The organism is Streptomyces sp. GbtcB6 (assembly GCF_019091475.1).
GTDB classification, from domain to species: Bacteria; Actinomycetota; Actinomycetes; order Streptomycetales; family Streptomycetaceae; genus Streptomyces; species Streptomyces hyaluromycini.
The window spans coordinates 264,064-290,300 of the sequence record NZ_JAGXJL010000004.1 but is presented as its reverse complement, the minus strand read 5'-3'; the positions used below and the strand labels follow the sequence as shown (position 1 = coordinate 290,300).

The 26,237-nt window shown below is 70.5% G+C and carries 21 protein-coding genes and 1 tRNA gene; 12 read left to right on the top strand and 10 right to left on the bottom strand.

Features of this window, described 5'->3' with window-relative positions; all coding sequences use genetic code 11:
* Positions 1-11 precede the first annotated feature (11 nt).
* From KVT45_RS09205 to KVT45_RS09185, 5 genes are all read left to right on the top strand, one after another.
* Positions 12-2,039, top strand: coding sequence for a copper resistance CopC/CopD family protein (locus KVT45_RS09205; protein ID WP_217546007.1), 2,028 nt, complete (start codon positions 12-14; stop codon positions 2,037-2,039).
* Between the two features lie 8 nt (positions 2,040-2,047).
* On the top strand, positions 2,048-3,322 hold the full coding sequence (gene efeB / locus KVT45_RS09200; RefSeq protein WP_217546006.1) for an iron uptake transporter deferrochelatase/peroxidase subunit: 1,275 nt from the start codon (positions 2,048-2,050) through the stop codon (positions 3,320-3,322).
* 175 nt (positions 3,323-3,497) lie between these two features.
* Positions 3,498-4,433 carry a prephenate dehydratase gene (pheA, locus tag KVT45_RS09195; protein ID WP_217546005.1) on the top strand — a complete coding sequence of 312 codons (936 nt, stop codon included), beginning with the start codon at positions 3,498-3,500 and terminating at the stop codon, positions 4,431-4,433.
* A 530-nt stretch (positions 4,434-4,963) separates the two neighbouring features.
* The gene (serS, locus tag KVT45_RS09190; protein WP_217546004.1) at positions 4,964-6,241 is read left to right on the top strand and encodes a serine--tRNA ligase; all 1,278 of its coding nucleotides are present in this window, start codon (positions 4,964-4,966) and stop codon (positions 6,239-6,241) included.
* Positions 6,238-7,035 (top strand): HAD family hydrolase, encoded by a 798-nt coding sequence (locus KVT45_RS09185; protein ID WP_217546003.1) that lies wholly within the window; start codon positions 6,238-6,240, stop codon positions 7,033-7,035. The genes serS and KVT45_RS09185 overlap by 4 nt, the downstream gene beginning before the upstream one ends.
* Positions 7,036-7,186: 151 nt before the next feature.
* Here KVT45_RS09185 and KVT45_RS09180 read toward each other — a convergent pair.
* The 6 genes from KVT45_RS09180 to KVT45_RS09155 form a co-directional block, all read right to left on the bottom strand.
* Positions 7,187-7,292, bottom strand: a tRNA-OTHER gene (locus tag KVT45_RS09180).
* Positions 7,293-7,572: 280 nt separating this feature from the next.
* Entirely contained in the window at positions 7,573-7,791 is a 219-nt protein-coding gene (locus tag KVT45_RS09175) for a hypothetical protein (protein ID WP_217546002.1), read from the bottom strand.
* Between the two features lie 79 nt (positions 7,792-7,870).
* Complete coding sequence (locus KVT45_RS09170; RefSeq protein ID WP_217546001.1) at positions 7,871-8,590, bottom strand: ABC transporter permease subunit; 720 nt, start codon at positions 8,588-8,590, stop codon at positions 7,871-7,873.
* A gap of 10 nt (positions 8,591-8,600) precedes the next feature.
* Positions 8,601-9,512, bottom strand: a complete 912-nt coding sequence (locus tag KVT45_RS09165) for an ABC transporter ATP-binding protein (RefSeq protein ID WP_217546000.1) — start codon at positions 9,510-9,512, stop codon at positions 8,601-8,603.
* A complete protein-coding gene (locus tag KVT45_RS09160; RefSeq protein ID WP_217545999.1) occupies positions 9,509-10,417 on the bottom strand; it encodes an ABC transporter permease in 909 nt (302 codons plus the stop codon). The genes KVT45_RS09165 and KVT45_RS09160 overlap by 4 nt, the downstream gene beginning before the upstream one ends.
* The gene (locus tag KVT45_RS09155; RefSeq protein WP_217546192.1) at positions 10,407-11,372 is read right to left on the bottom strand and encodes an ABC transporter ATP-binding protein; all 966 of its coding nucleotides are present in this window, start codon (positions 11,370-11,372) and stop codon (positions 10,407-10,409) included. Before KVT45_RS09155 ends, KVT45_RS09160 begins: the two co-directional genes overlap by 11 nt.
* 230 nt (positions 11,373-11,602) lie before the next feature.
* On the opposite strand from KVT45_RS09155, the gene KVT45_RS09150 reads away from it, so the two are divergent.
* The 7 genes from KVT45_RS09150 to KVT45_RS09120 all read left to right on the top strand — a co-directional run bounded on the left by KVT45_RS09150 (position 11,603) and on the right by KVT45_RS09120 (position 18,457).
* The gene (locus KVT45_RS09150; protein ID WP_217545998.1) at positions 11,603-12,445 is read left to right on the top strand and encodes a M24 family metallopeptidase; all 843 of its coding nucleotides are present in this window, start codon (positions 11,603-11,605) and stop codon (positions 12,443-12,445) included.
* Positions 12,442-14,202, top strand: a complete 1,761-nt coding sequence (locus KVT45_RS09145; RefSeq protein ID WP_217545997.1) for an SDR family oxidoreductase — start codon at positions 12,442-12,444, stop codon at positions 14,200-14,202. The genes KVT45_RS09150 and KVT45_RS09145 overlap by 4 nt, the downstream gene beginning before the upstream one ends.
* A 229-nt stretch (positions 14,203-14,431) precedes the next feature.
* Positions 14,432-15,379: a MerR family transcriptional regulator gene (locus KVT45_RS09140; RefSeq protein WP_217545996.1), complete on the top strand. Its 948-nt coding sequence runs from the start codon at positions 14,432-14,434 to the stop codon at positions 15,377-15,379.
* 121 nt (positions 15,380-15,500) lie between these two features.
* Positions 15,501-16,076 (top strand): RNA 2'-phosphotransferase, encoded by a 576-nt coding sequence (locus KVT45_RS09135; protein WP_217545995.1) that lies wholly within the window; start codon positions 15,501-15,503, stop codon positions 16,074-16,076.
* A 19-nt stretch (positions 16,077-16,095) separates the two neighbouring features.
* Positions 16,096-16,569, top strand: coding sequence for a hypothetical protein (locus KVT45_RS09130; RefSeq protein ID WP_217545994.1), 474 nt, complete (start codon positions 16,096-16,098; stop codon positions 16,567-16,569).
* A gap of 42 nt (positions 16,570-16,611) precedes the next feature.
* Complete coding sequence (locus KVT45_RS09125) at positions 16,612-17,514, top strand: LLM class flavin-dependent oxidoreductase (protein ID WP_217545993.1); 903 nt, start codon at positions 16,612-16,614, stop codon at positions 17,512-17,514.
* Between the two features lie 55 nt (positions 17,515-17,569).
* Positions 17,570-18,457 (top strand): HAD-IIB family hydrolase, encoded by an 888-nt coding sequence (locus KVT45_RS09120; RefSeq protein ID WP_217545992.1) that lies wholly within the window; start codon positions 17,570-17,572, stop codon positions 18,455-18,457.
* Positions 18,458-18,476: 19 nt separating this feature from the next.
* Here KVT45_RS09120 and cydD read toward each other — a convergent pair whose 3' ends face one another.
* The 4 genes from cydD to hisC all read right to left on the bottom strand — a co-directional run bounded on the left by cydD (position 18,477) and on the right by hisC (position 26,210).
* The gene (gene cydD / locus KVT45_RS09115; RefSeq protein ID WP_217545991.1) at positions 18,477-22,229 is read right to left on the bottom strand and encodes a thiol reductant ABC exporter subunit CydD; all 3,753 of its coding nucleotides are present in this window, start codon (positions 22,227-22,229) and stop codon (positions 18,477-18,479) included.
* A gap of 91 nt (positions 22,230-22,320) precedes the next feature.
* Entirely contained in the window at positions 22,321-23,328 is a 1,008-nt protein-coding gene (gene cydB, locus KVT45_RS09110) for a cytochrome d ubiquinol oxidase subunit II (protein WP_217545990.1), read from the bottom strand.
* Between the two features lie 18 nt (positions 23,329-23,346).
* Positions 23,347-24,855 carry a cytochrome ubiquinol oxidase subunit I gene (locus tag KVT45_RS09105; RefSeq protein ID WP_217545989.1) on the bottom strand — a complete coding sequence of 503 codons (1,509 nt, stop codon included), beginning with the start codon at positions 24,853-24,855 and terminating at the stop codon, positions 23,347-23,349.
* Between the two features lie 275 nt (positions 24,856-25,130).
* A complete protein-coding gene (gene hisC, locus KVT45_RS09100; RefSeq protein WP_217545988.1) occupies positions 25,131-26,210 on the bottom strand; it encodes a histidinol-phosphate transaminase in 1,080 nt (359 codons plus the stop codon).
* Positions 26,211-26,237: the final 27 nt, after the last annotated feature.

Genomic DNA, 26,237 nt, shown 5'->3' with positions numbered 1-26,237 from the left:
AGGGACCGACCTTGACGCGGACCATCACGCCCCGCCTGCGCACCCTGGTGCTGCTGTTCCTCGCCGTCACCGGCGCGCTGCTGGCCGGCGCCGGGCCGGCTTCCGCGCATGCCGCGCTGACCGGCAGCGACCCCTCCCAGGGGGTGGTGGTCCCCAAGGCGCCCGACCAGGTCTCGCTCACGTTCTCCGAGAACGTGTCGATGAACGACAACTCCCTGCGGGTCCTCGACCCCGCGGGCAAGCGGGTCGACCTGCGCAAGCCGACCAACCTGAGCGGCACGACCTACGCCGTGCAGCTCAAGAGCGGGCTCGGCAAGGGCACGTACACCGTCGCCTACCAGGTCGTCTCCGCCGACAGCCACCCCGTCGGCGGCGCCTTCACCTTCTCCGTGGGCACGCCTTCCAAGACCGTCGCCTCCGTCCCGGACCAGGACGTGGGCGGCGGGGTCGTCGGCTGGCTGTACGGCTTCGGGCGGTACATGTCGTACGCCGGGTACATCGTGCTCGTCGGCGGCGCCGCCTTCGTCCTCGCCTGCTGGCAGCGCGGCTCCGGGGTGCGGGCCATGCAGCGCCTTGTCGTCGGCGGCTGGCTGACGCTCACCGCCGCCACCCTCTGGCTGCTGCTCCTGCGCGGCTCCTACACGACCTCCGGCAGTGTCGGCGACATCTTCGACCTCAACCTGCTCGGCCAGGTCCTGCAGACCAAGGCCGGGGCGGCCCTGGTCTCCCGGCTGCTGCTGCTCGCGGCGGCCGCGCTGTTCATCGCCGTCCTCTTCGGCGCGTACGACAAGCGCGAGGAGGAAGAGGAGAAGCGCGACCTGACCTTCGGGCTCGCCATCGGCGGCACTGTCGTGGCCGCCGGGCTCGCGGCGAGCTGGGCCATGGCCGAGCATGCCTCGACCGGGCTCCAGCCGGGCATCGCGATGCCGGTCGACGTCGTCCACCTGCTCGCCGTGGCCGCCTGGCTGGGCGGCCTCACCGCCCTGCTGGTCGCCCTCTACCGGGCGCCCGCCGACACCCCCGTCGAGTCCGCCGCCGTGCGCCGCTTCTCCCGCGTCGCCTTCGGATCGGTGCTCGCCCTGGTCGGCACCGGCATCTACCAGTCCTGGCGCCAGCTCGGCTCCTGGTCGGCGTTCACCGACACGGCCTACGGCGAGCTGCTGCTGGTCAAGATCGGGCTCGTGGTGCTGCTCGTCGGCATCGCGTCCATCTCGCGACGGTGGACGGGGCGGCTCGCGAACGCGGCGGTGACGGAGACGGAGGAAGAGACCGAGGCCGAGGTTGAGGCTGAGGGACAGGCCGAGGAAGAGGCGGAGGAGGAGAGGGAGACGGTCAAGGCGTCCGCCGCCACGAAGGAGGCGCCCGCCAAGGCCGGCACCGGCGTCTCCGGTGCATCCGGTGCATCCGGCGTATCCGGCGTATCCGGCAAGGTCGTGTCCGCCGACGACGCCCCCGAGCGCGCCGCCCAACTCGCCCGCCAGCAGTCCGCCATGGACACCGCCCGGCAGAAGCGCCTCCGCGACGCCGACCCGCACCGCTTCGGCCTGCGCCGCTCGGTGCTCGCCGAGGCCGGGGTCGCCGTCGTGCTGCTCGCCGTCACGACCGTACTGACACAGACCGAGCCCGGCCGTACCGAACAGGACGCCAAGGCAGCCTCCTCGTCCTCCTCGTCCTCCTCGGCGTCTAGCTCCTCCTCTGGCGCACTGACCCTCGACATGTCGTTCGACACCGGCGGCACGGACGGCAAGGGCGTCGTCCGCGTCGACCTCGACCCCGCGACCGTGGGCAGCAACGAGATGCACGTCTACGTCCAGCGCCCCAACGGCCGGGCCTTCGACGTCCCCGAGGTGAAGGTCGCCTTCACCCTCGCCGCCAAGAAGATCGGGCCGCTTCCCGTGGCCCCCGACCACGTCACCACCGGGCACTGGGCCGCGAACGGCGTGCAGATCCCCATGGCCGGCGACTGGCAGGTCTCCGTCACCGTGCGGACCTCCGACATCGACCAGGTGACCGTCTCCAAGAACGCTCAGATCGGCTGAACCGCACCATGCCTGAACAGTCCCAGTCCGTCCCCGAGGCCCGTACCGCAGCCGCCGAGGCTCCTCCGGCCGGGGGCGTCAGCCGACGCGCGCTGCTCGGCACCGCCGGGGCCACCGGGCTCGTGCTCGGCGCGGCGGGCGCGGGCGTCGGCTACGCGGCCGCCCCCGCCCAGGCCACCCCGCTCAGCTCGGTGGGCTCCGACCGGGCGATGTTTCACGGGAAACATCAGCCCGGCATCACCGAGGGCCTCCAGGCTCGCGGCCATCTGGTCGCCTTCGACCTGGCGGCGGGCGCGGGCCGCACCGAGGCCGCCGCGCTGCTGCGCCGCTGGTCGACGACGGCCGGGCGGCTGATGGCCGGTGAGCCGATGACGCAGGACGACACGGACGTGGCCCGGGACGCGGGTCCCTCGGCGCTGACGATCACCTTCGGCTTCGGCAACAGCTTCTTCAGCCGTACCGGCCTGGAGAAGCAGCGGCCGTCCGCCCTGGACCCGCTGCCCGACTTCTCCTCCGACCACCTCGACAAGACCCGCAGCAACGGCGATCTGTGGGTGCAGATCGGCGCCGACGACGCCCTGGTCGCCTTCCATGCCCTGCGCGCGATCCAGAAGGACGCGGGCAGCGCGGCGAAGGTCCGCTGGCAGATGAACGGCTTCAACCGCACCCCGGGCGCCACCGCCCACCCCATGACCGCCCGCAACCTCATGGGCCAGCTGGACGGCACGCGCAATCCGAAGCCGACGGAGTCCGACTTCGACCAGCGGATCTTCGTACCGTCGTCGGGCGAGCCCGGGTGGATGGCGAACGGCTCCTATGCCGTCGTACGCCGGATCCGCATGCTCCTCGACGACTGGGAGAAGTTGTCGCTCACGGCACAGGAGAACGTGATCGGGCGGAAGAAGTCGAACGGGGCGCCGCTGTCCGGGGGCACCGAGACGACGGCGATGGACCTGGAGAAGGCCAGGGCGGACGGGGAGTACGTCGTCCCGATCAACGCCCATGCCCGGATCACCCGGCCCGACCAGAACGGGGGTGCGGCCATCCTGCGGCGCCCGTTCTCGTACCACGACGGCATCGACGCGGACGGGACGCCGGACGCGGGGCTGCTCTTCGTCTGCTGGCAGGCCGATCCGCTGCGCGGGTTCGTGCCGCTGCAGCGGAAGCTGGACCGCGGGGACGCGCTGTCGCAGTACATCCGGCACGAGGCGAGCGGCCTGTTCGCGGTGCCGGGCGGCGCGGCCGCCGGGGAGTACGTGGGGCAGCGGCTCCTGGAGGGCTGATTCCCGGGTGTACCCGGGTGGACCTGGGTACACCCGGTTGCTACCCGATCGGTGCCTGGTTACCACAGTGGTTTCTGATCACTATTGGTGCGTTTCCGGTTTTCAAACCACCCGGTCGAGTGGATCCGATGAGACAAGTGAGCCGCGTCTCCCTGCGCCCATTAGGGTGAGGGACATGCCAGCGAGCTATGCGTATCTCGGTCCCGAAGGCACCTTCACCGAAGTCGCCCTGCGCACCCTTCCGGAGTCCGCCACCCGGGAGCTGATCCCGTACGTCTCCGTGCAGTCCGCGCTGGACGCCGTGCGCAACGGCGAGGCCGAGGCCGCGTTCGTGCCGATCGAGAACTCCGTCGAGGGCGGGGTCACCACGACCCTCGACGAGCTGGTCGCGGGCGAGCCGCTGACGATCTACCGCGAGGTGCTGCTGTCGATCACCTTCGCCCTGCTGGTCCGCCCCGGCACCAAGCTCTCCGAGATCAAGACGGTGACCGCCCATCCCGTGGCCCAGCCCCAGGTCCGCAACTGGCTGCGGGCCCACCTCCCGGAAGCCCTCTGGGAGTCCGCCGCCTCCAACGCGGACGGCGCCCGCCTGGTCCAGGAGGGCCGCTACGACGCCGCGTTCGCCGGTGAGTTCGCAGCCGAGCGGTACGGCCTGGAGGCCCTGGAGACCGGGATCCACGACGCGGAGAACGCGCAGACCCGGTTCGTCCTGGTCGGCCGCCCGGCCCGGCCCGCCGCCCGCACGGGAGCGGACAAGACGTCGGTCGTGCTCTGGCAGAACGACGACCACCCCGGCGGGCTGCGCGACCTGCTCGGCGAGTTCGCCACCCGGGGCATCAACCTCATGCTGCTGCAGTCCCGGCCGACCGGCGCCGGCATCGGCAACTACTGCTTCTGCATCGACGCCGAGGGCCACATCTCCGACCGGCGGGTGGCGGAGGCCCTGATGGGGCTGAAGCGGATCTGCCGCCAGGTGCGGTTCCTGGGCTCCTACCCGCGGGCGGACATCAAGCCGGGCGAGGCCGCGGAGCCCACCCGGCCGGGGACGTCGGACGAGGAGTTCATGGCGGCCGCCGACTGGGTGGCGCGCTGCCAGGACGGCCGCTTCTAGCCGGTCGTACCCTCATATCTTCGTTATCCACAGGAGTTATCCACAGGTGTCCATCTCGACCTGGGGACAAGTCGACAGCGAGGCATGAGTCTGTCGATAAATCGCCCTACAGACCCCCCGCGCCGCCCCGCTCACCCACATCACCCTTCGTCCACCCGTTTCCCATGGTTCATCTTTTGGAGCGACGCCTTTCCACTCGAAAGAGGGTGTTGTCATGGTTTGAACCGGGAATTCCCCTCTTCACGGGTCGCCCGCGGAGTGATCAATTCCGAAGTCCACACCCCATCCACACACCCTGTGGATAACTCTTGGGAGGGCGTGGATTCCTGTGGACAACCGCACCCCCAAGTCCCGCTCTCCACAAGGGAATCCAGTCAACCGCAGGCCCCGCGCTTGCCCCGTCCCAGGGAGTGAGACACTTTTTATTGACACGCTCGGCAATTCCCCCACAACGGAACGTAAGCCGCGATTCGGAACACGTACGAATAGTGATTCGTGAGGGGCAACCCCGCACCGGTAGCCTTGGCTGCGTGATTGACCTTCGCCTGCTCCGTGAGGACCCCGACCGTGTGCGCGCGTCCCAGCGCGCCCGTGGAGAGGACGTCGCGCTCGTCGACTCTCTCCTCTCTGCCGACGAGCGGCGCAGGTCCTCCGGCGTCCGCTTCGACGAGCTGCGCAACGAACAGAAGCAGCTCGGCAAGCTCATCCCCAAGGCCTCCGCCGACGAGAAGGCCGAGCTGCTGAAGAAGGCCGAGCAGCTGAAGGCCGACGTCAAGACCGCCGACGCCGAGCGCGACGCCGCCGACACCGAGGCCCATGAGCTGCTGCTCAGGCTCGGCAACCTCGTCCACCCCGACGTCCCCGTCGGCGGCGAGGAGGACTTCGTCACCCTTGAGGAGCACGGCACGATCCGTGACTTCGGCGCCGAGGGCTTCGAGCCCAAGGACCACCTGGAGCTGGGCCAGCTCCTCGGCGCGATCGACGTCGAGCGCGGCGCCAAGGTCTCCGGCTCCCGCTTCTACTTCCTGACCGGCGTCGGCGCGCTCCTGGAGCTCGCGCTCGTCAACGCGGCGATCGCGCAGGCCACCGAGGCCGGCTTCACGCCGATGCTGACCCCGGCGCTGGTCCGCCCGCAGTCCATGGCGGGCACCGGCTTCCTCGGCCAGGCGGCCCAGGACGTCTACCACCTCGACAAGGACGACCTCTACCTGGTCGGCACGTCCGAGGTGCCCCTCGCCGCGTACCACATGGACGAGATCATCGAAGCGGAGCGCCTCCCGCTGCGCTACGCCGGCTTCTCGCCCTGCTTCCGCCGCGAGGCCGGTTCGCACGGCAAGGACACCAAGGGCATCTTCCGCGTCCACCAGTTCGACAAGGTGGAGATGTTCTCCTACGTCGCCCCCGAGGACTCGGAGGCGGAGCACCAGCGTCTGCTGGCCTGGGAGAAGCAGTGGCTGACCTCGCTGGAGCTGCCGTTCCGCGTCATCGACGTCGCCACCGGTGACCTCGGCGCCTCGGCCGCCCGCAAGTTCGACTGCGAGGCGTGGATCCCGACGCAGGGCAAGTACCGCGAGCTGACGTCGACGTCGGACTGCACCGAGTTCCAGTCCCGCCGGCTGTCGATCCGGGTCCGCGACGGCAAGCAGGTCAAGCCGCTGGCCACGCTCAACGGCACGCTGTGCGCCGTACCGCGGACCATCGTGGCGATCCTGGAGAACCACCAGCAGGCCGACGGTTCGGTGTACGTGCCCGAGGTGCTGCGCCCGTACCTGGGCGGCCGGGAGGTCCTGGAGCCGGTGTCCCGGTGAGCTTCCCCTACGGGCTCATCGCCACCGACCTCGACGGGACGCTGCTGCGCTCCGACGAGTCGATCTCGCAGCGCACCCGTGACGCGCTCGCCGCGGCCACCGCGGCGGGCGCCACGCACATCGTCGTCACCGGCCGCGGGGCCCCCTGGACCCGGCACATCCTCGACGACCTCGGCTACGACGGTCTCGCCGTGTGCGCCCAGGGGGCGCAGGTGTACGACGCCGGGGCGCACCGCCTGCTGACGTCCGTGACACTGGACCGGCAGCTGGCCGGGGTCGCCCTCGCGAAGATCGAGGCGGAGGTCGGCCCGCTGTACCTGGCGGCGAGCCGTGACGGCCTCGACGGCGACGTGCTGGTGGGGCCGGGGTACGCGGTGACGGGCCATCTTCCGTCGACCCCCTTCACGGACGTGGCCGACCTCTGGGCGGCCCCGCTGAACAAGATCTACATACAGCACCCGGATCTGTCCGACGACGAGCTCGCGGAAGCGGCACGGCAGGCGGCCGGGGGCTTTGTCGCGGTGGCCATGGCGGGCGAGGGAATCGTCGAGTTGCTGCCCCTGGGTCTGTCGAAGGCGACGGGTCTCTCGCTGGCCGCGCGCCGGCTGGGCCTCAAGTCCGCCGACACGATCGCCTTCGGCGACATGCCGAACGACATCCCGATGTTCGCCTGGGCGGCTCGGGGCGTGGCCATGGCCAACGCTCATGAGGAACTGAAGGCCGTGGCGGACGAGGTGACGTCTTCCAACGAGGAGGACGGGATCGCGGTGGTCGTGGAGCGACTCCTGAGCTAACCGCCGTGGGCAGTCGTTCCGCAGGGCGATGGGGGTCCCCCCGCTCGAGCGAAGCCGAGAGTGGGGGAGGGTGGGCACGGCCTGCGGCGCCGGGACCTTCTTGACCAGCTCCAGCCCTGCCTGTTGGCCAAGTCTCAGTGACAACGTGTTGCGGAGGATGCACGGATCGAACGTGCGCGGGCTTTCCAGGCCCGACCATGACTTGCTTTTAATCAAACACAGCGCAAGCCAGTGCCTTACCACTCGGCCAATCCTCCGGGTGGGCGGCCCACGCGAGAGCGACCATCGCGTGCTCGAAGCGGCCGCCCCGGGCAGCTACACGGCGATCCGCCGAAGGCTGCCCTGACGGGAGCGGGACGTACTGTCGTGCATGGACATCGTCCGGCTCCTCTCCCAGATGGTGGGGTGACACAACAACTGTGCCTTTGAGCCGAGTTGGCCGCTACTGATTATTTAGAAGACGCCCACTGAAGCGCCCCGTCAGGGGCGCGGGGAACGGCGCGACCGGCCCCCACCGGCCCGCAGCCGAAGAACCACCTACCGACGCCACCACTTACGCCGGCCCTTGCTGAAGAACCACCCCGCCGGCGGCTCGTCCGACCGCCACGGCTGCGGCTCGGGTTTCTCGGCCTTCCAGCGAGCTGCCAGCATCCGCGCTCGCGCGGACGGCTCCGCCGCCCCCGCGGACCGTATGAACTCCTCGTCCAGCACCACGCCGTCCCAGTCTGCGTCGGCGTCCCGGAAACCCTCAGCCATCCCCGTTCCTCTCCACAGAACATCCCCTTTGCCCAGTGTGCTCGGACCCAGATGAAGCCCCCGTCAATAAAGCGGGCCTCTACTCCTCGCCCGCCAGCGTCAGCGAGCGCAGCTTCTGGCCGGCGTACCAGGTGGCCAGGACGGTCACCGCGACCAGCAGCACCGTGCCCGTCGTCAGGGACACGTCGGACGTGACCAGTTCGCCGCCGGTCACCTTGTGGGCGACCGCCAGGGACCACTGCTGGACGCTCAGCGTCCGCGCCCCCGGGACCAGGGAGCCGAACAGGGCCTCCCAGACCAGGGCGTAGACGAGCCCGAAGACCACCGCGTGCCGGGACACCGTCCCGAGGAGCAGGAAGAGCGCGGCGTAGGCGATGGAGGCGACCAGCGCGGCGACGGTGTAGGCGATGGCGATCTGCTGGCCGTTGCCGTTGAGGATGAAGCCCGCGATCAGGGTCGGCAGGGCGGAGAAGACCATCGTCACGCCGATGGCCACGATCAGCTTGGTGAAGATGATCGTCGGCCGTTTGATCGGCTTGGACAGCAGGTACACCACCGAGCCGTCGTCGATCTCCGGGCCGATCGCACCCGTGCCGGCGATGACGCCGATGATCGGCACCATGGTCGCGAGGGCGAGGCCGCCGAGCAGGTCGGAGGCCGTCTGGTCGTCGGCGCCGGCGAGGCCGCGGACGACGACGGAGATCGCGATCAGCAACAGCGGCAGGGCGCCCAGGATGAGGGCCCGGCGGCGGCCGAGAAGGGCTCGGTAGGTGAGCCGGGCGACTGTGGGGTCGTACATCTTGGGCCTCCTACGCCGCGACCAGATACGAGAACACGGATTCGAGGGACTCGTCGGACGGCGAGACCGTGAGCAGCCGGATGCCGTGGTCGCGGGCGACCTTGGGCAGCAGGGCGGTGAAGCGGCCGAAGTCGACGGCCTGGATGCGCAGTGCGCCCTCGGCCAGGTCCACTTCGATGCCCGAGGTGGAGGGGTCGGCGATGAGGGCGGCCGCGAGGGCGCGGTCGTCGCTGGAGCGGACCAGGTAGCGGTGCGGGCGGTCGGTCATCAGGCGGCGGATCTTGCGGAAGTCGCCGCTGGCCGCGTGCCGTCCGGCGACCACGACCTCGATGTGCCAGGCGAGTTGCTCGACCTCTTCGAGGATGTGGGACGAGAAGAGGACGGTACGGCCCTCGTCGCCCATGCGGCGCAGCAGGTCCATGAGCTGCATGCGCTGGCGCGGGTCCATGCCGTTGAAGGGCTCGTCGAGGAGGAGCAGGGACGGCTCGTGGACCAGGGCGGACGCCATCTTCACGCGCTGGCGCATGCCCTTGGAGTACGTCGAGATCTTGCGGTCCTGCGCGTACTCCATCTCGACCGTGGCGAGCGCCTTCTGGGCCGCCTTGGCACCGAGGCCCTGCAACTCGGCGTTGGCGACGACGAATTCGCGGCCGGTGAGGAAGTCGTACATCGCCTCGCGCTCGGGGACGATGCCGATGTGCTTGTAGATGGCCTCGTTGCGCCAGGTCGGCTTGCCGTCGAGGGTGACCGTGCCGGTGGAGGGGGCGAGGAAGCCGCCCATCATGTTGATGAGGGTGGACTTTCCGGCGCCGTTGGGGCCGAGGAGGCCGGTGACGCCGGGGCCGATGGTCATGGTGACGTCGTTGACGGCGACCACGTTGCCGAACCAGCGGGAGACGTGGTCGATGGAGAGCGTGGTCACAGTCCCACCTTCTTGTAGCGGCGCAGCAGAAGGCCGTAGCTCGCGGCGATGAGGCCGAGGACGACGAGCAGGTACACCGCGCCCTGGGCGTGGGAGGGTCCGTCGCCACCCGGGAAGGTGTTGGTGCCGCCGAGCAGGGCGGTGCTCAGGCCGCCGATCAGGGTGACCGGCGAGAACAGTCCGATCCAGGGGATGGCGCTGGTGCTGCCCTGGGAGTCGGCGATGGCCTGGAGGGTGGAGACCGAGCCGTAGGAGACGATCAGTACGGCGATCACGGCGGCGATGCCGAAGCCGCGGCGCGGGGTGATCGACGCGATGACCAGGCCGATACCGGCGAAGAGGAGGGACAGCAGGGCCACCGAGAGCAGTCCCTGGCCGAACCCCTTGGTCTGGTGGGCGAAGTCCATCTTGGAGAGCAGGGCGCCGATGTACAGCACGACCAGCGGGGCGCCGGTGAGGACGAACATCGCGGAGGCCAGGGCCGCGAACTTGGCCTGGACGTAGTCGGCGGTCTCGATGGGCCGCGAGAAGTACAGCGGGATGGTCTTGAAGCGCAGGTCGCGGGAGACGGCCTGGGGTGCCTGTGAGGCGACGTACAGGCTGATGACGGCCTGCATGATGATCGCGTACCGGGTGTAGGGCACCGGTAGGTCGTGTGCCTTGGTGGCGACGGCGACGGCGACCATGATGGCCGCCGGCACGCACATCACCGCGAACAGCAGCATCGGCAGCACCTTGGACTTCACCGAGCGGCCGAGGCCGTAGGAGCCGCGCAGGGTCTGCGAGTAGAGGGACAGGCGGGCGTACGCGCGGCCGAGGCGGGGGCCGTCGTAGCCGCGGTAGCCGATGTCGTGGATTCGGGACTGGTCACCCGCGGGGGTGGCCAGGGGCTGCTCAACCGCCATGGACGGTCGCCTCCTTCCGCTGCTCGTCGTCGCTGGTGAACACCTCGGAGATGTGGTGCCGGCGCTGCTCCATGCGCACCAGGCCGAGGCCGAGGTCGGCGACGACGTCGCGGACGAGGTCGTACGTCTCCTCGCCCTGGGCGGTGAGCAGCAGGATGTGGCCGGCTCCGGGCAGGCCGCCGCCCTCGTTGTCCGTCTCCACCCCGCGCGCGTGGAGCGCGTCGCGCACCGCGCGGGTGCCGTCCGGGTGCTCGTCGCTGTCGGTGACCTCGATGGCGAGGGTGGTCGTGGACTGCGTGAAGTCGGTGGTGGAGCTGGAGCGCAGCAGCTTGCCGCCGTCGACGACGACCACGTGGTCGCAGGTGCGTTCCAGTTCGCCGAGCAGGTGCGAGGTGACCAGGACCGAGATGCCGAAGTCGGTGTGGATGCGGCGGATCAGGCCGAGCATGTCGTCGCGGCCGACCGGGTCGAGGCCGTTGGTCGGCTCGTCGAGGAAGACCAGCTGCGGGTCGTGCACCAGGGCCTGGGCGAGCTTGACGCGCTGCTTCATGCCGGTCGAGTATCCGCCGATGGGCCGGTACCGCTCCTCGTAGAGCCCGACGTGGCGCAGGGTGTCGGCGGTGCGCTCGCGGGCGGCGGCGGGCGGCAGGCCGGACATGCGGGCCATGTGCACGACGAACTCGGTGGCCGAGACGTCGGGCGGCAGGCAGTCGTGCTCCGGCATGTAGCCCACGCGCTCGCGGATGGCGGCGCCCTTGGTCGCGACGTCGAGGCCGAGCACTTCGGCGCGGCCCTCGGTCGCGGGGGACAGACCCAGCAGGATCTTGATCAGGGTGGACTTGCCGGCGCCGTTGGCCCCGACGAGCCCGGTCACACCGGGTCCGATGTCCACGGACAGCCGGTCGAGCGCGGTCACCCGGGGGAACCGCTTGCTCAGGCTTTCGGTCGCGATCACAGTCACGTCATAGAAGGTAGTGACCCGGGCCACTGCGGTCGTCAGACCTTGGAGCCGTCTTCGCGTCAGCCTCGAGTATTACGGGGCCCTAGGGGAACCCCTGCTTGAGAGCTACGCAGAGTTATCCACAGGCCTCATCTCTCCTATTGACGTTCCCTCTAACAACTGTCACATTCACCAGTGTCAAGTTACGGGCACGTACCGCAGTCGACGGAGACGGGGCGGATCGGGTGACGACGGCAGTGCAGGAAGAACGTTCGGCGGAACTCCAGGGTTTCCGCCGGGTGCAGCGGCTCGCCTACGAGTGCGCGGAGGCGGTCGCGGCCCGGCTGGAGCCGGGGATCACCGAGCGCGAGGCGGCCCGGATGCAGCGCGAGTGGCTGCGCGCGCGGGGCGTGCGGGACTGGTTCCACCTCCCCTTCGCCTGGTTCGGCGACCGCACGGCGTTCACGGACTTCCGCATACCGCTGCAGTTCTTCCCGACCGACCGCCGGCTCGCGCCCGGGATGCCCTTCATCCTGGACCTGGCCCCGGTGTACGAGGGCTGCACGGCCGACATCGGCTACTCCGGCTCCCTCGGGCCCAACCCCGTGCAGGACCGGCTGATGGCCGACCTGGAGGCGCACCGGGAGCTGATCCTGCGCGAGGTGCGCGAGCGGCGCCCGCTGCGCGAGATCTACGAGGACGTGGACCGCCTCATGGTCCGCCAGGGCTACGCCAACCGGCACCGCGCGTACCCCTTCGGCGTGATCGCCCACAAGGTGGACCGGGTGCGGCAGCGCCGCTGGTCACCGCACCTCTTCGGGTTCGGCACCCAGTCCCTGAAGGGCCTCGCGGCCGACGCGCTGCACGGCCACCGGGAGGGCTGGTCGCCCCTGTGGTCGCCGTACCGCTTCTCCGACCACCCGCCCCGGCCGGGCCTGTGGGCGGTCGAACCGCACCTCGGTTTCCGGGGCACGGGCGCCAAGTTCGAGGAGATCCTCGTGGTCACCGACTCCCGGGACCCCGAGCAGAGCGCCTTCTGGCTGGACGACGATCTGCCGCACGTGCGGCGCTGGGCGGAGGACAAGTGACCGGCATCGAAGGCGCGCGCGAGCGGCGGGTGCGGACGGGCGGCGTCGACCTGTGCGTGGCGGAGCTGGGCGACCCGGCGGCCCCGACGGTCGTCCTCGTCCACGGCTACCCGGACAGCAAGGAGGTCTGGACCGAGGTCGCGACCCGCCTCGCCGACCGCTTCCACGTCGTCCTCTACGACGTCCGCGGCCACGGCCGCTCCACCGCCCCCCAGCCCCTGCGCGGCGGCTTCACCCTCGCCAAACTCACGGACGACTTCCTGGCGGTGATCGACGAGGTCAGCCCGGACCGCCCGGTGCACCTGGTCGGCCACGACTGGGGATCGGTGCAGTCCTGGGAGTTCGTCACGGTGGGGCGCACCGAGGGCCGGATCGCCTCCTTCACCTCGATGTCCGGGCCGTCCCTGGACCACTTCGGGCACTGGATCAACGCACGCGTGCAGCGCCCGACACCCCGTCGGGTGGGCCAGCTCCTCGGGCAGGGCGCCAAGTCCTGGTACGTGTACCTGCTGCACACCCCGGCCCTGCCCGAACTGGCCTGGCGCGGCCCCCTGGGCAAGGCCTGGCCGAGGATCCTCCAGCGGGCCGAGAGGCTCCCCGCGGGGGACTACCCGACCTCCTCCCTGCCCTCCGACGCGGCACACGGCGCCTGGCTGTACCGCGACAACGTACGGGCCCGGCTGCGCCGCCCGCGCGAGGACGCGTACGCGCACGCGCCCGTGCAACTCATCACGCCCCTCGGCGACGCGTTCCTCTCCGAGCGGCTGTACGACGACCTGGAGCGCTGGGTGCCCCGGCTCACCCGCCGCACTCTGCCCGACAAGCACTGGATCCCGCGCACGCGCCCGGACCAGGTGGCGTCCTGGATCGAGGAGTTCGTGATGTCCGTCGAGGACGGCCGAGGTGCGGAGCCGAAGCGTGCGGACCGCCACGCCCAGCGGTTCGGGGGCCAGTTGGTCCTGGTCACCGGTGCGGGCAGCGGCATCGGGCGGGCGACGGCGTTCGCGTTCGCGGAGGCGGGCGCGCGGGTGGTGGCGGTGGACCGGGACGCGGAGGCCGCCGCACGCACCGCCGAGCTGTCCCGGCTGATCGGAGCGGCCGACGCCTGGCCCGAAACGGCGGACGTCTCCGACGAGCAGGCCATGGAGAAGCTCGCGGAGAAGGTCCACCGCGAGTACGGGGTAGTGGACGTACTGGTCAACAACGCGGGCATCGGTCTGTCGGGTTCCTTCTTCACGACGACGACCGAGGACTGGCGGCGGGTCCTGGACGTCAACCTCTGGGGTGTGATCCACGGTTGCCGCCTGTTCGGCGCCCGGATGGCGGAACGCGCCCAGGGCGGCCACATCGTGAACGTGGCATCGGCCGCGGCGTACCAGCCCTCCCGCGCCCTGCCGGCCTACAGCACCTCCAAGGCGGCGGTCCTGATGCTGTCCGAGTGCCTGCGCGCCGAACTCGCCTCCCAGCGGATCGGGGTGACGGCGATCTGCCCCGGCCTCATCAACACCAACATCACCTCCACGGCCCGCTTCACGGGGGTCGACGAGGCGGAGGAACGACGTCGGCAGCAGCGCTCGGCGCGGCTGTACGGGATGCGCAACTACCCGCCGGAGAAGGTGGCTTCGGCGATCCTGGAGGCGGTGGAACACAACCGCGCGGTGGTTCCGGTGACGCCGGAGGCGAGGGGCGCGCGGTGGCTTTCGCGGGTGGCGCCGGGGGTTCTGCGGCGGATCGCGCGGGTGGAGCCGAAGTTGTAGGGGGCAGTGGTCCAACTGCGGGTGCGTGGGGGCTGGTCGCGCCCACGCGGCGGTAGCCGCAAATCAGATACAGCCCCGCGCCCCTGAAGGGGCGCTGTAGTCGCGTCAGCTTCATAGCTGCGGGCAGTCGTGCCGCTGGGGCGGCACGGGTGGGCGCAGCGGCACCCGGCCAGCGCCGGTAAGCGAAACCCCCCGCCTCCAACCCCGGTCACCAGCCAAGGAACCCCACATGACCGACCCCCCGGCCACCCCCACTTTCCGCATAGAGGATCTGGCCCACCACTCCCGCACCACCGTCCGAACCATCCGCGCCTACCAGGACAAAGGTCTCCTCCCCCGCCCCGAACGCCAGGGCCGCGCCAATCTCTACTCCGACGCCCACCTCACCCGCCTCCGCCAGATCGCCGACCTCCTCGCCCGCGGCTACACCCTCGCCTCCATCAGGGAGTTGCTCGACGCGTGGGACACCGGCCGCGGCCTGGCCGGCGTCCTGGGACTGGTCACCGAGGCCGAGGGTCCGTGGACCGACGAGGAACCGGTGCGCCTGTCCCGCGCCGATCTCGACGCCCGCTTCGGCGGCACCCCCGACGACACGGCCGTGGCCGAGGCCGTGGCACTCGGCGTACTGGAACCGGTGGACGGCGACCCCGCCTCCTTCCTCGTTCCGAGCCCCCAAGAACTCGCCGTGGCAGCCGAGTTGTACGCAGCGGGCGTCCCCCTCTCCGCGATCTCCGGGCACCTGCGGGAGTTGAGGGTCCAGGTCGAGCACATCGCCGCCCGTTTCCTGGAGTTCACCACCGAGCACGTCTTCGCCCGCTACCTCGACGACCCGGACCACCGAACCGACGCCGGCGCGGCCGAGGCGGCCTCGCTCGTTCGCCGGCTGCGTCCCCTGGCCCAGCAGACGGTGGACGCCGAACTGGCCCGTGCCATGCGCCTGTTCGCGACCCGTGAGGTGCGTCGGCGACTCGGTGCGGGGGAGCAGCCGAAGACCCCGGACGAGACACGTTCCGTGTCCCTCCCCGCCGACACGATTCAGGCCGTACGACGGCTCGTTGGTCCGGACCGCATCGCCGAGTTCATCGCGATCGCCGCCGAACGCGAGGTCCGGGCCCGGCGTTTGGACGTGCTCGCCGCACATCACAACCCTGTTAACGATCTTGACGAAACACCGTGAAATGCCCAGCACTTGTCCACAACTCGGCCAATTTCCTTGTGGATAACCGCACTTGGTTGTGGATCAAACCTGCGGCGGAAAATATCTGCGTGATCCGCGTCTCGCCCGGCACTCTGATGGCATGAACACAAGACACAACGAAGGAGCACAGGACGAGCGGCGCACCGTGAAGGTGTCGAAGTACCTCTCGAAACACCTGCGCCACCAGCCCGAACGCATCGGGCTCAGCCTGGACGACGCGGGCTGGGTGGAGATCGACACGCTGCTCGCGGCGGCAGCGGCGCACGGTTTCCCGGTCACCCGCGAGGAACTGGACCACGTCGTCGCCGCCAACGACAAGCAGCGGTTCGCGATCGACGGCACCCGGATCCGCGCCAGCCAGGGCCACAGCATCGACGTCGACCTCGGACTGCCTCCGGCGACCCCGCCGCCGTATCTCTACCACGGCACCGTCGCAAGGAATCTGGACGCGATCCGGAGCGAGGGCCTCAGGCCGATGAACAGGCACGACGTGCATCTGTCGGCGGACCGGGAGACCGCGACGCGGGTCGGTGCCCGGCGCGGGCGCCCCGTGGTGCTGTCGGTCGACGCGGGCGCGATACACCGGGACGGGCACGTCTTCCACATCAGCGCGAACGGGGTGTGGCTGACCCAGGCCGTGCCGCCGCGCTACCTGCTCTTCCCCGAGCCGCACTGACCCCGGCATCATGAGTGGTATGGACCATTCGGAGTACCCGTTGCACGGGGAACACCTTCCGACCACGGAGGCGGCCGTCGGCGCGCTCCGCGCGATCGCCGCCGAGCACGGACGCGAGATCGAGGTCACGCACGACATCGGCGCCGACCAGACCTCGCGGCGCAGCGCCGCGGGCTTCGGTGTCACCACGGACCCCGACGGTTCGCTGCCGCACGAGGCGTACGCCGATTTCGGCGGCCTGCCCCGGGTGAGCGTGCGGCTCTTCCCGGAAGACGACGCGCTGATCACCGTCGAGGGCGTGCAGTTCCACGACGTCCCGCGCGACGACGTGCCCGCCTTCCTGCACTCCGTCTTCGGCGGCCTGGCCCATGTCCGGGCCCGCCGCTTCCCGCCCGCGGCCACCCTGGTCGTGCCGCTGGCCGGGGACCGCACGTACAAGGAGCACCTCGCCGCGCACCTGCTCACCCCGTGGCTGAGCAGCCGCATACGGTGACCGTTTCGTCCGCTGTCGGCGGGTCCCCTTAGTCTCGGACCCATGAGTCTGCGTCTGAGCACCGTGATCCTCCCCTACCGCCGCTGGAGCGAGGGCGGCCGTTCCGCCTGGACCCGCGCGGAGGAGCTGGGCTTCCACACCGCGTACACGTACGACCACCTGTCCTGGCGCAGCTTCCGGGACGGCCCGTGGTTCGGTGCGATACCGACGCTGACCGCCGCCGCCTCCGTCACCGACCGGATGCGGCTGGGCACGCTGGTCACCTCACCGAACTTCCGGCATCCGGTGACGCTCGCCAAGGAGCTGATCTCCCTGGACGACGTCTCCGACGGCCGGGTGACGCTCGGCATCGGCGCCGGCGGAACCGGCTTCGACGCCACCGCGCTGGGCCAGGAGCCGTGGACCCCGCGCGAGCGGGCCGACCGGTTCGCGGAGTTCGTGGCGCTGCTCGACCGGCTGCTCACCGAGGACGCCGTGACGTACGAGGGCGAGTTCTACTCGGCCGACGAGGCGCGCAACATTCCGGGCTGTGTGCAGCGGCCGAGACTGCCCTTCGCGGTGGCCGCCACCGGCCCGCGCGGGCTGAAGCTGGCCGCGCGGCACGGCCAGGCGTGGGTGACCACCGGCGACCCGAAGCTCTACGAGACGGGTACGCCCGAGCAGTCGTTCGAGGCGCTGCGCGGACAGCTGGGCAAGCTCGCCGAGACCTGCGCGGCGACCGGCCGGGACGTGTCGGAGCTGGACAAGGTCCTGCTCACCGGATTCACCCCGGACCGCGGCCGGCCGCTGGAGTCCCTGGACGCCTTCGTCGACTTCGCCGGCCGCCACCAGGAGCTGGGCTTCACCGAGCTGGTGATCCATTGGCCCATCCCCGACTCGCAGTTCGCGGCCGAGGAGAAGGTCTTCGAACTGATCGCCATGGAGACCCTGACCCAGCTGAGCTGAGCAGGAAGTCGTCTGTATCTCATCTGTGCGCCCGCCCGCACGGCCGTGCGGGCATATGCGCGAGAATGGGCCGGTGACCTCAGCGACCCGACAGCCCGAGACCCCTGACTTCGCGACCCCGCCCCGGCTGATCGCCACCGATCTCGACGGCACTCTGCTGCGCGACGACAAGTCGGTCTCCCCGAGGACCGTCGCCGCGCTGGCCGCCGCCGAGGAGGCGGGGATCGAGGTCTTCTTCGTCACCGGCCGCCCGGCCCGCTGGATGGATGTCGTCAGCGACCACGTCCACGGCCACGGCCTGGCGATCTGCGGCAACGGCGCGGCCGTGGTCGACCTGCACGGCGGCCCCGGCGCCCACCGCTTCGTGAAGGTGCGCGACCTGGCCCGGGAGAACGCGCTGGACGCCGTGGGCCTGCTGCGCGAGGCCGCGCCCGGCACGGTGTACGCGATCGAGCAGACGTACGGCTTCCACCAGGAGCCGGCCTATCCCAAGCTGCACATGGAGATACCGGACCACCTGCTGTCCGCCGAGGAGATCCTCGCGGTCGACGGTCCGAGTGCCGGCGAGCCCGTGCTCAAGATCCTCGCCTACCACCCCGACCTCGACCCGGACGCCTTCCTCACCCTTGCCCGCCTCGCCATCGGCGAGCGCGCCACCGTCACCCGGTCCAGCCCCAGCGCCCTGCTGGAGATCAGCGGCCCCGGCGTCTCCAAGGCCAGCACGCTCGCCCTGGAGTGCGCCGAGCGCGGCATCTCGCACGCGGAGGTCGTGGCCTTCGGTGACATGCCCAACGACGTCGAGATGCTGACCTGGGCCGGCCAGTCGTACGCCATGGGCAACGCCCACCCCGCCGCCGTCGCCGCCGCCTCCGGCCGCACGGTCGCCAACAACGAGGACGGGGTGGCCGTCGTGATCGAGAAGCTGCTGGCCGCACGCGCCTGAGACCGCCCGCCGCGCCGGACTACCGCACTCCCACCAGCGACTCCGCCGCCGCCTCCCGCTCCGCCATCCCGCGCAGCGGTCCGGCCACGGCGGCAAGTTCCGCGTAGGTCCCGCGCTGCGCCACCCGGCCCTCGTCGAGGACGATCACCTCGTCCACGGCGTCCAGGCCCGCCAGCCGGTGCGTGATGAGCAGCGTCGTACGGCCCTCGGTGGCGGTCAGCAGGTCCGCGGTGAGCGCGTCGGCCGTGGGCAGGTCGAGATGCTCCGCGGGCTCGTCCAGCACGAGCACCGGGAAGTCGGCGAGCAGTGCCCGGGCGAGCGCCAGCCGCTGCCGCTGCCCGCCGGACAGCCGCGCCCCGTGCTCGCCGACCAGGGTGTCGAGCCCGTCGGGCAGCCCGTCCACCCAGTCGAGCAGCCGGGCCCGGCCCAGCGCGTCCCGCAGGTCCTCCTCGGTGGCGTCCTTCCGGGCGAGCAGCAGGTTCTCGCGCACGGAACTGTCGAAGAGATGCGCGTCCTGGGCGCACAGCCCGACCAGCCGCCGTACGTCGTCGCTGTCCATGCCGTACGCGTCCACGCCGGCGAGCGTGTAGGAGCCCGCGTCCGGGTCGAGGAACCGCAGCAGGACCTGGGCGAGGGTCGACTTGCCGGCGCCGGAGGCACCGACCACGGCGACCCTGCGCCCCTCGTGCAAGGCGAGGTCGAGCCCGGTGAGCGCGTCCCGCGCCTGCCCCGGGTACCGAGCCGTCAGGCCCTTCAGCACGACGGGGAAGGGCGCGGCGGGCGCCTGGCGCGGCCGCTCCGGCTCACGCACGGGCTCGGGCGCGTCCAGCACCTCGTAGATGCGCTCGGCACTCCTGCGCACCCGCTGCCGGTGCCGCACGGCCAGCGGCAGCCCCAGTACGCCCTCGAAGGCGGCCAGTGGAGTGAGTACGACGACCGCCATCGCCACGCCGCTCAGCCGGCCGTCGGCGACCCCCTGGGCGCCCAGCAGCGCGGTGGCCGCGACGGTCAGGCCGGTCAGCAGTGCGGTCAGCCCGTCGCCGAGTGCGGTGGCCGTGGCTCCCCGCGAGGCGATCCGGGTGAGCGTGCCGTCGGCCCGCCGGGCCGCGTCGGTACGGGCGGGCAGCGCACCGGCGACGGTCAGTTCGGCGGTGCCGGTGAGCAGGTCGGTGACCCGCGTCGCCAGCAACCCGCGGGCGGGCGCCAGCCGGTGCTCGGCACGCCGGGCCACGGCCGAGGTCACCAGCGGGACACCGACCCCGGCGGCCAGCAGCCCCACCGCCAGCGCGGCCCCGGCCTCGGGCAGGAGCCAGGCCATGAACCCCACGGCCCCGGCGGACACGGCCACCGCGACCCCGGCGGGCAGCAGCCACCGCAGCCAGTAGTCCTGCAAAGTGTCCACATCGGCGACCAGCCGGCTGAGCAGATCACCCCGCCTGGTCGTCCGCAGCCCGGCAGGCGCGAGCCGCTCCAGCCGCCGGTACACGGCGACCCTCGTATCGGCCAGCATCCGCAGCACCGCGTCGTGCGACACCAGCCGCTCGCCGTACCGGAACACGGCCCGCCCGATCCCGAAGGCCCGCGTGGCCGTCACGGCGACCATCAGATACAGCACCGGCGGCTGTTCCGAGGCCCGCGAGATCAACCACCCGGAGGTCGCCATCAGCCCGACAGCACTACCCAGCGCGAGAGCCCCAAGCAGCAGCGCGAACACCAGCCGCCCCCGCCAACGCCCAGAAGCAGCACGGACCCGCCCCAGAACACCCTGCCGACGCCCACCCCCCGCCTCCACACCCGCACTTCCCATCCCACCGACCCGGTCCGCGACCTCGCTTCCCAATCGACCGAGCCGCTCCGCGTCGTCGCCTTCCCATTGACCGACCCGGCCGTCGACCTCGCTTCCCAGCCCACCGAGCCCCTCCGCGACCGCGCCTTCCGATTGCCCGCCCCGCCCCACGGCCTCACTTCCCAGCCCACCGAGCCGCTCCGCGACCGCGCCTTCCGATTGCCCGTCCCGCCCCACACCCTCGCTTCCCGGTCGGCCGCTCCGCTCCGCGGCCTCGCCTTCCAATTGACCGAGTCGGGTGGTGGGTGGGCGAAGGTTCTGGGGGTCCAGGGGGCGGAGCCCCCTGGGGACCTCGCCGCCGGAGAGCCGCACCACCCGGTCCGCCGCCGAGAGCAACGCCGGCCGATGCACCACCAGCAACACGGTCCGCCCCTCGGAGAGCCTCCGTACCGCCGCCACGACCTCCCCCTCGGTCACCCCGTCCAGCGCAGCCGTCGGCTCATCCAGCAACAGCACAGGCCGGTCGGCCAGAAACGCCCGCGCCAACGCCAGCCGCTGCCGCTGCCCGGCAGAAAGACCGGCCCCGTCCTCGCCGAGAAGCGTCTCCACCCCCTCCGGCAGCGCATCCACGAACTCCAGCGCCCCGGCGTCCCGCAACGCCCTCCGTACGGCGTCGTCGTCCGCGTCGGGACGCGCGAGCCGTACGTTCTCGGCGATCGTCCCGGCGTACAGATGCGGCCGCTGCGGCACCCATGCGATCCGCGACCGCCACTCCTCCAGGTCGAGTTCGGCGAGGTCGGCTCCCCCGATCCGCACCCGCCCCGCCACCGGCCGTACGAACCCCAGCAGCACGTTCAGCAGCGTCGACTTCCCCACCCCGCTGGGGCCGACCAGGGCGACGGTCTCCCCGGGTTCGACGGTGAACGACACATCGGTCACCGCGTCCGCCGACCGGCCCGGATAACGAACCGTCACCCCCTCGAAGGCCAGGCCGGCCCCCACCGGGACCTCACCCGCCCCGGACGCCGGCATCGGCGTCTCCAGCACCTCGAAGATCTCCTCCGCCGCCGCCAGCCCCTCCGCCGCCGCGTGGAACTGGGCGCCCACCTGCCGCAACGGCAGATACGCCTCGGGCGCCAGCACCAGGATGACCAGCCCGATGTACAGGTCCATGTCGCCGTGCACGAGCCGCATGCCGATGGTCACGGCGACCAGCGCCACCGACAGCGTGGCCAGCAGCTCCAGCGCGAAGGACGAGAGGAAGGCGATCCGCAGCGTCCGCATGGTCGCCTGCCGGTACTCGCCGGTGATCCGGCGAATGGACTCGGCCTGTGCCTTGGCCCGCCCGAACACCTTCAGTGTGGGCAGCCCGGCGACCACGTCCAGGAAGTGGCCGGACAGCCGGGACAGCAGCCGCCACTGACGGTCCGTCCGGGACTGGGTGGCCCAGCCGATCAGAACCATGAAGAGCGGGATCAGCGGCAGCGTCCCGACGATGATCGCCGCTGACACCCAGTCCTCGGTGACGATCCGCGCCAGCACCGCGACCGGCACGACCACCGCCAGCCCCAACTGCGGCAGATAGCGCGAGAAGTAGTCGTCGAGGGCGTCGACCCCGCGCGTGGCGAGGGTGACCAGCGACCCGGTCCGCTGGCCGCTCAGCCAGCCGGGACCGAGCGCCACCGCTCGGTCGAGAAGCCGGCCTCGAAGCTCGGACTTGACCGCCGCGCTCGCCCGGTGCGCGGCCAGCTCGGTGAGCCAGGAGACCAGCGCCCGGCCGACCGCCACGGCCGCCAACAGCAGAAGCGGGGTGCGGAGTTCGGAGACCGAGTGCCCATGCTGGAAGGCGCCGACCACCACCTCGGCAAGGAGCATGGCCTGGGCGATGACCAGCCCGGCACCGACGGCACCGAGGCCGACGACGGCCACCAGGAAGAGGCGGGTGGCACGGGCGTAACGCAGCAGACGCGGATCGATTGGTTTCACGTGAAACATGCCCTTCGGCCCGGAGAGGGTGTTTCACGTGAAACGTCACAGACCGCCGCGACCATCACCATGAGACACCCTCCCCTCGGACTCAGTGCGCGGCTTCGGTCGCTATGTGCTGCGTACCGATCCGCTTGCGGAACACCCAGTAGGTCCACCCCTGGTAGAGCAGGACGAGTGGCGTGGCGATCGCCGCCAGCCACGTCATGATCTTCAGGGTGTACGGACTCGACGAGGCGTTGGTGACCGTGAGGCTCCAGTCCCCGTTGAGCGACGACGGCATGACATTCGGGAAGAGCGACAGGAAGAGCACCGCCACGGCGGCCACGATGGTCACGCCGGACAGGGCGAACGCCCATCCCTCGCGGCCCCGCAGATTGGCCCCGAGGGCGGCGACCAGCGCGACGACAGCCACGATCACGGCCACCAGGCTCTTGCCGTCCCCGCTGTCGACCTGGGTCCACAGCAGGAAGACCAGCGCCAGTACGGCGGTGAGGACACCGACCTTGGTCGCCAGCTTCCGCGCCCGCACCCGGATGTCACCGACAGTCTTGAGCGCGGTGAACACCGTGCCGTGGAAGGTGAAAAGGGTCAGCGTCACCAGTCCGCCGAGCAGGGCGTACGGGTTGAACAGGTCCCAGAGGGTGCCGACGTACTCGAAGTTCCGGTCGATCTTCACGCCGTGCACGATGTTCCCGAAGGCCACGCCCCACAGGAATGCCGGGATCAGCGAGGTCCAGAAGATCGCGGTCTCCCAGTTGCGCTGCCAGTTCTCCTCGGGCCGCTTCGCCCGGTACTCGAAGGCGACGCCCCGGACGATCAGGCAGACCAGGATCACCAGCAGCGGAAGGTAGAAGCCGGAGAAGAGCGTGGCGTACCACTCGGGGAAGGCTGCGAAGGTCGCGCCGCCCGCGGTGAGCAGCCATACCTCGTTGCCGTCCCAGACCGGGCCGATCGTGTTGATCAGCACCCGCTTCTCCAGGCGGTCCCGGGCGAGCAGCTTGGTGAGGATGCCGACCCCGAAGTCGAACCCCTCCAGGAAGAAGTAGCCGGTCCACAGGACGGCGATCAGGACGAACCAGACGTCGTGAAGTTCCATGACTGCGTCTCCCTCGGCCTAGTACGAGAAGGCCATCGGCTTGTCGGCGTCACGGTGCTCGCCGCCGATCTTCGTGGGCGGGTTGAGGTCGTCCTCGGTGAGCTCGGGCGGGCCCGCCTTCACGTACTTCACGAGCAGCTTGACCTCGACGACGGCGAGGACGGCGTAGAGCGCGGTGAAGGTGATCATCGAGATGAGGATCTCGGTCTGGGAGACACCGGGGGAGACCGCGTCACGGGTCTGCAGGACGCCGTAGACGACCCAGGGCTGACGGCCCATCTCGGTGAATATCCAGCCCCAGGAGTTGGCGATCAGCGGGAAGCCGAGCGTCCAGATCGCCACCAGCCAGTACAGCCGGCCGAGCTTGGGGCTGAGCGCCTTGTTCTTGAACAGGACCAGATGCGGCACCTCGTCCTCACCGACCCTCAGGTGCTGCGGCAGCATGAACTTCTTGCGGGTCAGCCAGAGCCCGGCCAGGCCGATGGCGAAGGACGCCATGCCGAAGCCGATCATCCAGCGGAACGCCCAGAAGGTGACCGGGATGATGGGCCGGTAGTCGCCGGCGCCGTACTTCTGCTGCTCGGCCTTGTTGGTGTCGTTGATGCCGGGGACGTACGAGTTGAAGTCGTCGTCGGCCAGGAACGACAGCAGACCGGGGACGGACAGCTCGACGGTGTTGTGGCCCTTGCTGACGTCGCCGTAGGCGAAGATCGAGAAGGGCGCCGGCTTCTGGCCGTCCCACAGGGCCTCGGCGGCGGCCATCTTCATCGGCTGCTGCTTGAACATGACCTTGCCGAGGGTGTCACCACTGATCGCGGTGAGCATGCCGGCGATGACGACGGTGACGAGACCGAGCCGCAGCGAGGTCTTCATCACGGAGATGTGCTTCTTGCGGAACAGGTGGAAGGCGGCGATGCCGACCATGAACGCGCCGCCGGTCAGGAAGGACGCGGACAGCGTGTGGAAGGCCTGGGCCAGCGCGGTGTTCTGGGTCAGGACCGCCCAGAAATCGGTGAGCTCGGCCCGCCCCTTCGCCTTGTCGATCTTGTATCCGACGGGGTGCTGCATCCACGAGTTGGCCGCGAGGATGAAGTACGCGGACAGGATCGTGCCGATGGAGACCATCCAGATGCAGGCCAGGTGGATCCGCTTGGGCAGCTTGTCCCAGCCGAAGATCCACAGCCCGATGAAGGTGGACTCGAAGAAGAACGCGATCAGTGCCTCGAAGGCGAGCGGGGCACCGAAGATGTCGCCGACGAACCGCGAGTAGTCGGACCAGTTCATACCGAACTGGAACTCCTGCACGATGCCGGTGACCACGCCCATCGCGATGTTGATCAGGAAGAGCTTGCCCCAGAACTTGGTCGCCCTGAGGTACCTCTCCTTCTCCGTGCGCACCCAGGCGGTCTGCAGGCCGGCCGTGAGAGCGGCCAGCGAGATCGTCAGCGGGACGAACAGGAAGTGGTAGACGGTGGTGATGCCGAACTGCCAGCGCGCCAGTGTCTCCGGCGCCAGAGCCAGGTACACGTCGTCAGTCTCCTTACGTCGCCGTGGTACAGCGGCACATGACCCCTTTGTGACGTGCATAACGGAGCAAAAGGGTCGAGCTTGTGAATGCATTCACATTCACAAGCCATTATGACGCACTGATGGTCGACCATCGAAGGGGGGTCGCGCTTGAGCCGTTCGGCACCCTCCGGGAGATGCGTACGGGGCCGTCCGGCCCTCATGTCGGCCCTACGACCCCGCACCTGCGGCACCCACCGTGGCCCGCGGAGAGTCCCCCGCAGGCCCCGCGGGCTCTACAGCTCCTTGCTGAACGCCTCCGCCACCTTCAGGAAGATGTCGTTCGCCTCGGTCTCGCCGATCGTCACCCGGACCCCCTCGCCCGGGAACGGCCGGACGACCACGCCGTGCTCCTCGCAGAGCTGCGCGAAGGCGGTCGTACGCTCCCCCAGCCGCAGCCACACGAAGTTGGCCTGGGTCTCAGGCACCGTCCAGCCCTGGCCGCGCAGTCCTTCGACCACGCGCTGCCGCTCGCACACCAGCGAGCCGACCCGGCCGAGCAGCTCGTCCTCGGCCCGCAACGAGGCGATCGCCGCCTCCTGGGCGAGCTGGCTCACGCCGAAGGGGACGGCCGTCTTGCGCAGCGCCGCCGCCACCGGCTCATGAGCGATCGCGAATCCGACGCGCAGCCCGGCGAGGCCGTACGCCTTGGAGAAGGTCCGCAGCACGCAGACGTTCGGCCGCTCACGATAGATCTCGACGCCGTCGGGCACCTCGGGATCGCGGATGAACTCCCGGTAGGCCTCGTCGAGGACCACCAGCACGTCACTCGGCACCCGGTCCAGGAACCGCTCCAGCTCGGCCCGCTTCACGACCGTGCCGGTCGGGTTGTTGGGGTTGCAGACGAAGATCAGGCGGGTGCGGTCGGTGACGGCGTCCGCCATCGCGTCCAGGTCGTGCACATCACCGGGCGTGAGCGGCACCTGGACCGACCGGGCGCCGCTGATCTGCGTGATGATCGGGTACGCCTCGAAGGACCGCCACGCGTAGATCACCTCGTCGCCGGGGCCGCTGGTGGCCTGGATCAGCTGCTGGGCGACACCGACCGACCCGGTGCCGGTGGCCAGGTGGCCGAGCGGGACGCCGAAGCGGTCCGACAGCTCGTTCATCAGCCCCGTGCACGCCATGTCCGGGTAGCGGTTGAAGGAGGAGGCGGCCGCGGTGACGGACTCCATCACACCGGGCAGCGGGGGATACGGGTTCTCGTTGGAGGAGAGCTTGTACGCGACCGGGCCTTCGGCCGCCGCCGGCTTGCCCGGCTTGTAGGTGGGGATACCCTCCAGCTCGGCGCGCAGCTTGGGGCTCGTCTCGCTCACCGCAGTCCTCCTCGCGACCACCGGCGG

Coding starts and splice junctions, on each gene's coding strand:
- efeB (WP_217546006.1), top strand. CDS start 2,048: ATGCCTGAACAGTCCCAGTCCGTCCCCGAGGCCCGTACCGCAGCCGCC.
- KVT45_RS09160 (WP_217545999.1), bottom strand. CDS start 10,417: ATGGCGGTTGAGCAGCCCCTGGCCACCCCCGCGGGTGACCAGTCCCGA.
- KVT45_RS09140 (WP_217545996.1), top strand. CDS start 14,432: ATGACCGACCCCCCGGCCACCCCCACTTTCCGCATAGAGGATCTGGCC.
- KVT45_RS09170 (WP_217546001.1), bottom strand. CDS start 8,590: ATGTACGACCCCACAGTCGCCCGGCTCACCTACCGAGCCCTTCTCGGC.
- cydB (WP_217545990.1), bottom strand. CDS start 23,328: ATGGAACTTCACGACGTCTGGTTCGTCCTGATCGCCGTCCTGTGGACC.
- KVT45_RS09130 (WP_217545994.1), top strand. CDS start 16,096: ATGGACCATTCGGAGTACCCGTTGCACGGGGAACACCTTCCGACCACG.
- KVT45_RS09175 (WP_217546002.1), bottom strand. CDS start 7,791: ATGGCTGAGGGTTTCCGGGACGCCGACGCAGACTGGGACGGCGTGGTG.
- pheA (WP_217546005.1), top strand. CDS start 3,498: ATGCCAGCGAGCTATGCGTATCTCGGTCCCGAAGGCACCTTCACCGAA.
- KVT45_RS09120 (WP_217545992.1), top strand. CDS start 17,570: ATGCGCGAGAATGGGCCGGTGACCTCAGCGACCCGACAGCCCGAGACC.
- KVT45_RS09125 (WP_217545993.1), top strand. CDS start 16,612: ATGAGTCTGCGTCTGAGCACCGTGATCCTCCCCTACCGCCGCTGGAGC.
- KVT45_RS09135 (WP_217545995.1), top strand. CDS start 15,501: ATGAACACAAGACACAACGAAGGAGCACAGGACGAGCGGCGCACCGTG.